This is a genomic window from Emticicia sp., from assembly GCF_049241225.1.
Lineage (GTDB): Bacteria > Bacteroidota > Bacteroidia > Cytophagales > Spirosomataceae > Emticicia.
Genome location: NZ_JBMLRC010000103.1, coordinates 22,948 through 35,269, shown reverse-complemented (window position 1 = coordinate 35,269; position 12,322 = coordinate 22,948). Strand labels below are relative to the sequence as shown.

Annotated in this window: 9 protein-coding genes; 7 read left to right on the top strand and 2 right to left on the bottom strand. The window is 38.5% G+C overall.

Features of this window, described 5'->3' with window-relative positions:
* Positions 1-84 precede the first annotated feature (84 nt).
* The 5 genes from ACOVO2_RS06445 (at position 85) to ACOVO2_RS06425 (ending at position 7,175) form a co-directional block, all read left to right on the top strand.
* The gene (locus ACOVO2_RS06445) at positions 85-822 is read left to right on the top strand and encodes an isoprenyl transferase (RefSeq protein ID WP_421769179.1); all 738 of its coding nucleotides are present in this window, start codon (positions 85-87) and stop codon (positions 820-822) included.
* Between the two features lie 75 nt (positions 823-897).
* Positions 898-3,501 (top strand): outer membrane protein assembly factor BamA, encoded by a 2,604-nt coding sequence (bamA, locus tag ACOVO2_RS06440; RefSeq protein WP_421769178.1) that lies wholly within the window; start codon positions 898-900, stop codon positions 3,499-3,501.
* A gap of 170 nt (positions 3,502-3,671) precedes the next feature.
* Positions 3,672-4,229 (top strand): OmpH family outer membrane protein, encoded by a 558-nt coding sequence (locus tag ACOVO2_RS06435; RefSeq protein ID WP_421769177.1) that lies wholly within the window; start codon positions 3,672-3,674, stop codon positions 4,227-4,229.
* Between the two features lie 10 nt (positions 4,230-4,239).
* Positions 4,240-4,821 carry an OmpH family outer membrane protein gene (locus tag ACOVO2_RS06430; RefSeq protein WP_421769176.1) on the top strand — a complete coding sequence of 194 codons (582 nt, stop codon included), beginning with the start codon at positions 4,240-4,242 and terminating at the stop codon, positions 4,819-4,821.
* Between the two features lie 299 nt (positions 4,822-5,120).
* Positions 5,121-7,175, top strand: a complete 2,055-nt coding sequence (locus ACOVO2_RS06425; protein WP_421769175.1) for a WG repeat-containing protein — start codon at positions 5,121-5,123, stop codon at positions 7,173-7,175.
* Between the two features lie 62 nt (positions 7,176-7,237).
* On the opposite strand, the gene ACOVO2_RS06420 is transcribed toward ACOVO2_RS06425, so the two are convergent.
* Both ACOVO2_RS06420 and ACOVO2_RS06415 read right to left on the bottom strand, forming a co-directional pair.
* Complete coding sequence (locus tag ACOVO2_RS06420) at positions 7,238-8,800, bottom strand: aldehyde dehydrogenase (NADP(+)) (RefSeq protein WP_421769174.1); 1,563 nt, start codon at positions 8,798-8,800, stop codon at positions 7,238-7,240.
* A 45-nt stretch (positions 8,801-8,845) separates the two neighbouring features.
* Positions 8,846-9,688 carry a fumarylacetoacetate hydrolase family protein gene (locus ACOVO2_RS06415; protein ID WP_421769173.1) on the bottom strand — a complete coding sequence of 281 codons (843 nt, stop codon included), beginning with the start codon at positions 9,686-9,688 and terminating at the stop codon, positions 8,846-8,848.
* Between the two features lie 370 nt (positions 9,689-10,058).
* Between ACOVO2_RS06415 and ACOVO2_RS06410 the strand changes: the two genes are divergently transcribed.
* Entirely contained in the window at positions 10,059-10,424 is a 366-nt protein-coding gene (locus ACOVO2_RS06410; RefSeq protein ID WP_421769172.1) for a four helix bundle protein, read from the top strand.
* Positions 10,425-10,602: 178 nt separating this feature from the next.
* Positions 10,603-12,279, top strand: coding sequence for a dihydroxy-acid dehydratase (ilvD, locus tag ACOVO2_RS06405; RefSeq protein WP_421769171.1), 1,677 nt, complete (start codon positions 10,603-10,605; stop codon positions 12,277-12,279).
* Positions 12,280-12,322 lie beyond the last annotated feature (43 nt).

Sequence of the window (12,322 nt, the reverse complement as noted above, 5' to 3'; positions counted from 1 at the left end):
TTCTTTTTTTCTACCTTTGCAGTCCTTTTTGCACGATTAGTCAAATAGAGTATTGATAATTTGTTAATGTTAATTGATTTACCAGTGAAAGAAAACATTGATTTAGGCAATTTACCTTCTCATATAGCCGTTATTATGGATGGTAATGGGCGTTGGGCAAAGCAGCAAGGTGCAATGCGAATATTCGGGCATCATCACGGAGTTAAATCAGTGCGTGATACTGTCGAAGGTTGTGTTGAACTGGGCATAAAATACCTTACACTCTACACGTTTTCTACCGAAAATTGGAATCGTCCTAAGTTAGAAGTTGATGGAATCATGCAATTACTCGTAAAAACAATTGCAGAAGAAGTACCCGAATTGCATAAAAACAATGTTAGAGTTAAGACCATAGGCAACCTTGATAGCCTGCCAGCATCTGCTCGAAAAAAAATGCTTGATGCCGTTGACTTAACAAAAAACAACACTGGCTTAACACTCATCTTAGCATTGAGTTATAGTGGAAAATGGGAGATTGTTCAGGCAACTAAACAAATAGCTGAAAAGATAAAAACTGGCCAACTCGCTGTTGATGATATTTCGGAAAGTCTCTTTTCACAATATCTCGCCACCGAAGACGCACCAGATGTTGATTTAATGATTCGCACAGGAGGAGACCATCGAATCAGCAATTACCTCCTTTGGCAATTGGCTTATGCTGAGTTATATTTTATTGACGATTTATTTTGGCCTGAATTCCGTAAAAATCACCTGTTTGAAGCCATTGCTTCTTATCAACACCGTGAAAGACGTTTCGGCAAAACCAGTGAACAATTGAAGTAAAAGAATTGAGCTTTTTTATCTTATTATACAATCGAAGCATTCCTCAAATAGATTTTTCTGATATCTTATTATATTATGCGTATCCAAAAGTTACTTTCTTTTCTTGTTTTACTGCTTGTTACCACTAATGCCATAGCACAGTTTCCTTTGGGTCTTGGTCGAAAATACGACCAACCAAAAGATGCAATAGTAAGCTATGAACGACCACAAGAATACACGATTTCAAAAATCACGGTCAGTGGCGTAAAATTCTTAGACCCCAACACCCTCATTTCGGTTTCTGGCCTGAATATCAACGATAAAATCAGTATCCCGGGCGAGCGTATCAGCACGGCTATTCGTCGTTTGATGGAGCAAGGTATCATCGAGGACGTTTCCATCAATATCACAAAAGTTGAATTAGATAAAGTTGAGTTGGATATCCACCTCCGTGAGCGTCCTCGTCTCAATAAATTTGTCTTTAAAGGAATCAGAAAAGGGGAAATTGATGCAGTTTCGGAGAAGGTTAAAGCCAACAAAGGAAAAGTTATAACCGATGCCTTGATTAAGAATATCCAATTAACAATCAAGCGAGTTTATATCGAAAAAGGATTCTTGAATACGAGTGTTCAGATAAAACAAATTTCTGACACAATCAGAGCTAATAATGCCGCTTTAATCGTAACGATTGATAAGAAAAGTAAAGTAAAAATTGATGATATTCAGTTGGTGGGTGTAACACAAATGCCAGATTACAAGGTTTTATCGAAACTAAAAGGCACAAAAATCAAAGCCCCACTTCGTATTTTTACGCCATCTAAATTCATTCCAAAGAAATTTGAAGAAGACAAAGAAAAAATCGTTGAATACTACAATAAAAAAGGATTCCGTGATGCACAGGTAACTTCCGATTCGGTTATTTCGACCAATGGAAATAACATTAGATTAGTACTCAACATCAACGAAGGAAATCGTTTCTATTATCGAAATATCACTTGGACAGGAAACTACCTGCGTAAAACCAAAGATTTAGAGACAATTCTTGGTATTAAGAAAGGAGATGTTTATAATCCGGAAGAGCTGAATAAAAAAATCAACGGTATTCCACAGGGTGACGTTAGTTCGGCCTACATGGATGATGGCTATCTATTTTTCCAGTGCGAGCCAGTTGAAGTGGCCGTTGAAGGCGACTCTATCGACATCGAAATGCGTATCCGTGAAGGGAAGCAAGCAACCATCAACCGCATTATCTTAAACGGAAACACAAAAACCAGCGACCACGTTGTGATGCGTGAGCTTTTAACTCGTCCAGGTCAAAAATTCAGTAAAACTGACCTTATTGAAACGCAACAGACACTTTCAAGACTTGGTTACTTCGACCCACAAAAAATCGAACCCAAGCCAATTCCACAAGCCGATGGTACTGTTGATATTGAATATAATGTAGAAGAAAAACCAAGCGATAATATTGAGCTTTCGGGTGGTTGGGGCGGACTTCAAGGCTTTGTTGGTACTTTCGGGGTTGTTTTCAACAATTTCTCGGCTAGAAATATCAATAATTTTAAGAAATGGAAACCATTGCCAGCAGGCGACGGCCAACGTTTAGCACTCAGACTTCAAGCCAGTGGTCGTTTCTATCAAACTTATTCGCTTTCATTTACCGAACCATGGTTAGGTGGAAAAAAACCAAACTCTTTCGGAATTAGCATCTTCCATACATCATCCGATAACCGAGGCTATCAAAGAGCTTTAGAGCGTCAGTACGGAGCCAATGCCGCTCTCTTTACTGGTGGACTTGGTGGTTTCAATACTGGTTTCTTTAAAAATACTGGTGGGTCAATTACCTACGGTAAACGCCTAAACTGGCCTGATAGAAATTTCAGTTTCAACGCATCGCTTTCATATCAAAGATACAACGTTGATAATAGTTTCTTTATTCCAGGTTTTCAGAAAGGAGTTGCCAACGACCTTTCGGTGGCTTTCGTACTATCAAGATATAGCTTAGATAACCCACAATTTACTCGTTCGGGTTCGCAATTTACATTAAATGCAACCTTTAACCCACCTTATTCATTATTCAGAGAAACTCCAGTAACTGATAAATTCAAATGGATTGAAGGCCACAAATGGATGTTTGATGGTGATTGGTACGTTCCTGTCGTTGGAAAACTCGTTTTCCACGCAAAAGCAAACATGGGTTTCTTGGGTAAGTATAGCCAAAATGCTGATTTTAGTCCGTTCGGAAGATTTATCTTAGGTGGTGCAGGTATGGGTATGCAAAACGCCATGAATGTTGGAGCTGACCTTATTGGTTTGAGAGGCTACGACGAAGGAGTTGTTAGAGAGCTATCTTATGATGAAGCCGAAAAATTACGCACCAGCGATGGAAGCGTAACACTCAGTCGTTTAGGTGGTATCGTTTATAGCAAATATGCGTCCGAGTTGCGTTATCCTGTATCACTCAACCCACAAGCAACCATATTCGTTTTGGCTTTTGCTGAAGCAGGAAATAGCTGGGGAAGTTATAAAGACTTTAATCCGTTCAAACTCCGCCGTACGGCAGGTATTGGTGCCAGAATCTTCATGCCAGCCTTTGGCTTGATTGGTCTTGACTTCGGACAAGGTTTCGACCCAATCCCTGGCATTACGAATCGTGGTTTAAAAGCATTTACCTTCAGTATTGGCCAGCAGATTCGTTAGAAACCAGCAACAAATGTTAAATATCTGTTAATGGTGTAATAATTTTGTATATTTTGTACGTTAGTTAGGTCACAATCGAAAATAACAAAGAAGGTTCGCCGCTGCGATTGCCCTAATTGGCCATTAAATAAAAAACATTCAATAATTCACGCATTGAAAATTATTTTTGAATGAAAAAGACAATATTTTTACTATTTTTGGTCCTTGTTTCGGCACAAAGCTTTGCTCAAAAGTTCGGATACGTTGATTCTGAGTTTATTACAAGCAAGATGCCCGAGTACAAGAAAGCCCAAGAGGATATGGACAAGTACTCTGAAAAATGGGTTATTGACATTCAGGCGAAGTATGCAGAGTTAGAAAAAATGCGTCAGCAATTCCAACAAGAGGAAATTTTGCTAACGCCCGAAATGAAACGAGAACGCCAAAAAGCCATTGACGATAAAGAGGCAGAAGTAAAAGAACTCAACAATAAAGTCTTTGGAATGAACGGTTTATTGTTTGTGAAGAAGAAAGAAATAATGAAGTCGATTCTTGATGATATTTATAAAGCTTGTGAGAAAGTAGCTCGACAAAAACAGTTGATGTTCATTTTTGATAAAGCATCGGATATGAGTATGATTTACACCGACCCACGCCATGATTATACCGATTATGTGATGGAGGCTTTAGGGATTTCGTTGAAAGAAGATAAAAATCAAAATAACCAAGTAACCAAACCAAAAAAATAAGTATAAACAAATGAAGACAAAATTTTTCGCCGCAATTATCACGGCTCTAATGTTTGTTGGTATGGCAAATGCCCAAACTACAAAAATTGGATATACCAACGTTGACTATATCCTAAACAACATCCCTGATGCAAAAGACATTGAAAATAAATTGAAAACTGAAAAAGCTCAATACGATAAGCTTTTGCAAGATAAAATTGCAGCGTTTCAAGCAAAATACGAAGATTACCAAAAAAATGGTGCAACGATGTCAGCCGTAATCAAAGCTGACCGTGAAAAAGAATTGCAGTCAGGCCAAACAGCAATCCAAGAATTTCAACAAAATTCTGAAACAGCTTTGCAACAAAAACAACAACAGTTATTAGCTCCAGTTTTAGAGAAAATCGACAAAACTGTGAAAGAAGTTGCTAAAGAAAACGGTTACACTTACGTTTTCAATACTGATGCTGGCCCTGGAACAACACCAATTCTTTTGGTAGCTCCAGATGCAGATAATATTTCTGACTTAGTATTCAAGAAATTAGGCGTAACGCCTCCTGCTAAAACAGCAGCAGCGGCAACTCCTGCCCCAGCAGCAGCTCCTAAAAAATAATTGCTTTTACAGCACTTAGAAGTCGCAGAGATAAATTCATCTTTGCGACTTTTTTAGTTTAATTTAGTTTGTCTTTTTTGATAAAACTTATTAAAGAATGGTTACTTTTGTGTAATATATCTTAACTATTTATAAAACCGTATTTTCTTCTAACGGTTATAACGCTAAAGAGTGAGCCAATTAAACAAAATATTTTTTAATATTTTGTGTTTTTTTATGTTAATTGCTTATTATTTGCGAATAATTGATTGAAGAAAAAACATAAGTATTGCCTAAAATATTTTGTAAAACCAACCACAATGAAGAAATTCTACTCTATTCTGTTTTTGATTATTGGCTTTGGTTATAGCTCGGTGGCACAAGGTCAAGTAGTACAGGCCGTTTCTGTCTCTCCTAAAGATTCAACCGGAGGGTTTGCTAATGCCCAACAGCAATATGTATCGGGTGCAGTAGCTCGAAAATCTATTGTGAGTTACGCCAAAAGTAACATGTCTCAGTTTGAGGATAACAAGAAAAAAACGCTACCTAAAGAATTAGATAGCTTACTTGTAAAGCAAGATTTTCTTACTCACGAGCAATTCCCAAACTATCTCTCACAAATTGAGAATGCTTACAAAAGAGAATTAGAGATTGTCAATAAAATTACGATTGACAATGTTTCTAAATTAGAACAAGCTAGCCAATTGAATAAAACCTATTCGATTAGTCAAAGTGGTCAGTGTTTTGCTGAAAAAGATAAAGGTTCTTTTATCTTAACTAAAGATGACGAAGGAAAAGCAATTACTGGTTTTGCTTTAGAATCTTTGAAAGGAAACCCTCGCTATGGTTTGATTGACAATTATCATCAAGGATACGCTCGTATCAAAAAAGATATGGTATTTGGTTTCTTAAATCTTTGTGGAGAAGAAGTAATTCCAGCACAATACGATTACGCCGAGCCATTCAATGATGGTAAAGCTTTAGTTAAGAAATTCTTCTGGCATTTCATCACAGCCGAAGGTATCGAGAGCGAAGTTTTAACTGACATCGTTGATGCCAAGGCAATCCGTTACGGTATTAGTTTAGCCAAATTCAAGAGTAATAAATTTGCTTTGATTGATAATAACTATGATGTTATCAAGAAACCAATCTCGGCAGGATTCGACGAAATCGAAGTGTTTGTTGGAAATATCTTTAAGGTAAGAAATGGCAAACAGTATGGTTTAATAAAAATCGACGGCTCTGTAATTACTGATGTTGTATTCGATAGAATTAGCCTTTCGGAAGCCAATCGTTGGATTTTAGTTGAACAAAACAAAAAAGTCGGCTTAATTGACTCAGAAGGTAATACTCGTATCAAACCTTCTTATGATTATATTAAAACCGTAGTTATTGACCCTTCGGTTTCTCCAACTGCTGCTTCAGTAGTAGCAAAAGATGCCTCTGGTTTACGCATCATTGAACTTAACGAACGTAAATTGAGCGAAACTTACTCTTCAATCGGTGAATTTAATAGATTTGGGTTAGCTGCTGCTTGTAAAACAATAGGCGAGAAAGCAACAATAAAATGTGGATACATCAATTTTGATGGAAGCGAAGTTATTCCACCGGTATATGATGAGGTACAACCTTTCAATCTAACAGGTTTAGCCGTAGTTTCAGAAAAAGCAGCTAATTGCAGCAAACCAGTTGGCAACTGCGTAGTTGATATGGTTTATGACCGTTTTGGCCGTGTCGTAATCGACCGTGTAAATCCGTCCGCTCCAGAAGGAATTCGCTACATGGTTACTGATACTATCTTGGCAAGTACTCTGATTGTAATCCGCACAGAAACCCCACTCGAAAAAGGTGGTGTTGACGAAGGCTATAATTTGGTTGATAAAAATACATTGAAAAGATTTACAACTGAGGCATACAAAAACATTCGTAAATTTGATAAAACTAATTTAGCAATGTTGAAAGGCGATAAGTGGGGCTTACTTGACTTTACGGGAAAAGAAGTTTTAGCACCATCTTACAACGAACTTTTATTCTCTTCAGAAGGCCTCATTGGAGTCAAATATGATAATAACAAGTACGGTTTTATTGATAAAAAAGGCAAAGTTCAGATTACGTTTGAATACACCGAAATCAATCCATTCAAAAACGGAATGGCTGTAGTATCTAAAGGCAATAATAAGTATGGAATCATTAATAAATTCAATGCTAAGATTGCCCCTTGTATGTTTAAGTCGGTTAAGTACGTAGAAGAAACAAGTCTTTACGAAATCACAGATACATCAAATAACCAGTATAACCTCAATAGTGCTGGTGATTGTATTTCTTCTAATTCGGCTAAGTTCTACGAGTTAGTTAGAAAAGCAAATCAGAAATAAGCCCAGCTCAATCTGATAAATAAAAAATCCCGAATCTTTCGATTCGGGATTTTTTATTTATGCTACTTTTTAAGTTCTCCGTCAACTAATCGCCAGATATTGAGCGGGTTATCGGCTTTTAATTCATCAATTAAAAGACTATCGGGAAAATTTTGATAACAAACTGGTCGAGTAAAACGAGTAATGGCCATCGTTCCAACCGAAGTGCTTCTCGAATCAGTTGTGGCAGGGAAAGGCCCTCCGTGTACCATTGCGTGCGAAACCTCAACGCCCGTCGGGAAGCCATTAATCAAAATTCGACCAACTTTCTGCTCCAAAATCTCAATCAAATCGGCATATTCAGCCAAATCTTCAGGTGTTCCGTGAACAGTTGCCGTTAGATGCCCAGTCAAACTTTGAGCGGCTGCCAACAATTCATCTTTTGAATTGGCTTCAACAACCAAACTCGTTGGTCCAAAAATCTCTTCGGACAAATGAGGATTTTGCGTAAAATCTTCAATCGAAGTATGGAAAATGATAGGCTCAACGGCAGTAAAACCTTCGGGTGCTTTTCCTACTCCTATTATTTTCGTATAATTTTTAGTATTTTCAATGCCTTTCACATACGCATCACGTATGCCCGTAGTGAGCATAACGCCACCTGTACTGGTGCTGGTGTGTTGTTCGAGAGCAGAGATAAATGCTTCATTTTTTTGCAATAAAAGCATCCCAGGATTCGTGCAAAACTGCCCTACTCCCAAGGTAACCGAACCCACAAAGTTCTGTGCCAGCGTCGCAGCATTAGATTCAAGAATACGAGGAAGAACAAAAACTGGATTCACACTTCCCATTTCGGCATAAACTGGAATCGGCTCTGGGCGAGCAGCGGCGGCATCATAAAGAGCTTTTCCTCCTTTATACGAACCTGTGAAACCAATAGCTTTAACACTCGGGTGTTTAACTAATGCCAAACCTATTTCGTGACCATCATCGAATAATAATGAGAAAACTCCATCGGGCATATTGGTTGCTTCGGCAGCTTTTTGAATGGCCTTTCCAACGAGTTCGGAGGTGCCTAAATGAGCTGGATGGGCTTTAAAAATAACTGGACAACCAGCCGCCAATGCCGAAGCGGTATCGCCACCCGCTACCGAAAAGGCCAAAGGAAAATTACTTGCCCCAAAAACACCCACCACACCAAGCGGACGCTCAACCGAACGAATATCGGGGCGTGGCAATGGTTGGCGGTCAGGTAAAGCAGTATCAATGCGGGCATTTACCCACGAGCCCTCTCTTAATAATTGAGCAAATAAACGTAGCTGGCCAGTTGTTCGGCCACGCTCGCCCATCGCTCGGCCTTGTGGGAGCCCAGATTCGGCTACGTATCTTTCAATGAGTGCATCGCCTAAGTTTTCTATTTCTTCGGCTATTTTTTCAAGAAATTCAGCTTTTTGTTTTCCCGACTGCTTTCTATAAATCTGAAAAGCCTTTTCTGCTTTTTCGGCAGCAAGGTCTAGTTCCTCAATTGTTGCTTTATAAAATAATGGAGCGAGGGTTTCGCCATTGGCTGGATTAATGGCTTGAATGGCTACTGTTCCTTCCGAAAAAGTTTCAAAACCAATAATGTTTCTTCCTGTAAGTTGCATTTAAGGGTAAATAATGAGTTTGAAAAAAGAGAATGAATACTAAAGTTATTTCATTTCAACGGTATTAACTAATGTTCCGATGCCTTCTATACTAATTGTCACGACATCGCCAACTTCAAGCGTAAAATCATCGTTTGGAACAATTCCTGTGCCTGTCATTAAAAAACAACCTTGTGGAAACGACATTTCACGGAATAAGTATTCTACCAAATCAGTATGTTTACGTTTCATACGATTGATTTCGATAGAATCTGTAAAAAGCGGAATATCGTACCGAGAAATCTCAAGCGTAATTTTTGAATCGCTATCAATTGGGCTGTCAAAAATAGCAATACATGGCCCAATGGCAGCACTTTTATCATAAGACTTGGCTTGCGGTAAATAAAGAGGGTTTTCGCCCTCAATATCTCTTGAGCTCATATCATTACCAATTGTATAACCCGAAATCTGACCCTTCGAATTAATAAATAGCGTAAGTTCTGGCTCTGGCACATTCCATTTTGAGTCTTTTCTGATTCTTACGGCTTGCCCCGACCCTACCACACGTTGTGGTGCCGATTTAAAAAATAACTCTGGGCGTTCGGCATCGTAAACTCTATCATAAAAATTATCTCCCCCTGCCCCTTTCGATTCTTCCATGCGGGCATTACGGCTACGCAGATACGTCACGCCCGATGCCCAAACTTCTTGCGACTGAATCGGAGCTTGTAAGCCATTATCTATCAAAGATTTATATTCGGCGGCGGCTGGCAAAAGCTGGATTTCTCGCTGCAGCTCAAAAAATAAATCTTCACGATTAATGAATAAATCCCAATCAGTGTGTCGAGAGATATAATATTGCCCTTTGTGTTCGATAACGAACCCTTGTATGGTTTTATAAATTTTCATGAGGTCGAAATGTGCAATAATTAGAGTTCAATATTAATCAAAAAGAAGCAGATTAATCATTTTTTTTTTGCTACTTTTTTATAAAAATCAGTACAAAAAATGGAGTTTAACTAAATTTTAAAAAAAAAGTTTGGAAATATAAACGAAAGTAAATTTCTTTGTCATAGAAACTGTTCGCATATAGCGAATATTCGCAGTAAGAGAATATTTTATAATGAAAAATAACCCTGTTCTTGTCATCCCAATTATTATTCTGCTCGATTGAAAAGAGTGGAGAAGGGTTTGCTATGAACAACTAAAGCCTTCTTCACACCGAGTGAAGAAGGCTTTTTCATTATCAAATGAGTATTTATAACTATTCAAAAAGGTTATGAAGGCAAGTGATTTAGAAAATAGACTAATCGACTTTGCAGTTAAAGCCACAGATATTGGCGAAAACTTACCAAGTACCCGATTAGGAAATCATTTAGCAGGACAATTGATAAGGTCAAGTACAGCACCTGCATTAAATTACGGCGAAGCTCAAGCGGGTGAATCACGGGCTGATTTTATTCACAAGATGAAAGTTTGCCTAAAGGAATTACGAGAAACATTCGTAAATCTAAAGATAATCAGCAGAAAGAATATTTTCGATGATACAAAAATACTCGAAGCAGTGATGAGCGAAAACAACGAGCTAATTTCAATTTTTACTCGAAGTATTACGACAGCTCAGCAAAATATGAATAATAAATAAAAAAATATTCACCTCATCAATCCCTAATCTATAATTCAAATATTGAAGATGAAGGATTTCAGAATGAAGATTTTTGAACTGTAAAAAAAACATTCACCTCAACAATCTTTAATCATCAATCCCTAATCTATAATTCAAATATTGTAGATTAAGAATTAGAAATTTAAAAATTAGCAATATGGAATTAAATAAATTCAGCCGCACCCTTACCCAAGAAGTTCATAACCCTGCTGCCAAAGCCATGCTTTATGGAGTTGGTCTGACAGAAGAAGATATGCAAAAAGCCCAAATCGGTATTGCAAGTACTGGTTATGAAGGAAATACCTGTAATATGCACCTCAACGGCTTATCTGTTCACGTGAAAAAGGGCATCCAAGAAAACGGAATGGTAGGCTTGATTTTTCATACAATCGGAGTTTCGGATGGCATGACAAACGGCAATAACGGTATGAGTTATTCATTACCAAGCCGTGATATTATCGCCGATTCGATTGAAGATATTGTTGCTGCTCAATGGTACGATGGCGTAATTGCCGTAGTTGGTTGTGATAAAAATATGCCTGGGGCTATGATAGCCATTGCCAGATTGAATCGCCCAGCCATGTTGGTTTACGGTGGAACAATTCGTACTGGACAATATAAAGGTAAAAAACTCGACATCGTTTCGGCGTTTGAAGCTTTAGGCCAAAAATTTGCTGGTACAATTTCTGACGAAGACTACGAAGGAGTAATTAAAAATGCAATCCCAGGTGCGGGTGCTTGCGGTGGTATGTACACCGCTAACACAATGGCGTCTTCAATGGAAGCGATGGGCTTAACTTTACCAAATTCATCAAGCTACCCAGCCACGCACGAAGGCAAAAAAGCCGAGTGTTTGGCAATCGGTGCTGCCATGAAAAATATGCTGGAGAAAAATATTTGTCCACGCGACATCATGACTCGTAAGGCATTTGAAAACGCCATGACGATGGTAATGGTTATGGGAGGCTCAACGAATGCAGTTCTTCACTACCTAGCCATTGCAAGTGCCGCAGGTGTAGATTTTACCCTAAAAGATATTCAAGATATTTCAGACCGTACGCCATTAATTGCCGATTTGAAACCATCGGGAAAATATTACATGGAAGATATGCTCGAAATCGGTGGTGTACCTGCTTTGATGAAATATTTACTCAAAAAAGGCTTCATTCACGGTGATTGTTTGACCATTACAGGCAAAACAATTGCCGAAAACTTAGAGGACGTACCAGATTTAGATTTTGAATCACAAAAAATTATTCAACCAATCGAGTCTCCAATTAAACCAACGGGGCACTTACAAGTTCTTTACGGAAATCTTGCCGAAGGTGGTGCGGTTGCAAAAATCACAGGAAAAGAGGGAGAAAGATTTGAGGGAATTGCTAAAGTTTGCGAACGTGAAGAAGAAGTAATCGAATACTTAGAAAAAGGCGAAATCAAGGCGGGTCATGTAATCGTAATTAGAAATGAAGGCCCTAAAGGTGGCCCAGGAATGCCAGAAATGCTTAAACCAACATCGGCCGTAATGGGTGCAGGTCTAGGAAACAGTGTAGCGATGATTACCGACGGACGTTTCTCAGGTGGTACGCACGGTTTCGTAGTTGGACACGTCACGCCAGAAGCATTTGAAGGTGGAACAATAGCTTTAGTAAAAGATGGCGATAAAATCACGATTGATGCCGTTGATAATAAATTGATTTTGCACGTTTCAGACGAAGAATTGGCCGAACGTAGAGCTGCTTGGAAACAAATTCCATCAGAACACACACGAGGCGTGCTTCGCAAATACATCAAAACAGTAAGTTCTGCCAGCGAAGGTTGCGTGACAGACTTATAAAAAATACGGAGTACAGCAAAAACCAACTAAAAACTTCATCCTA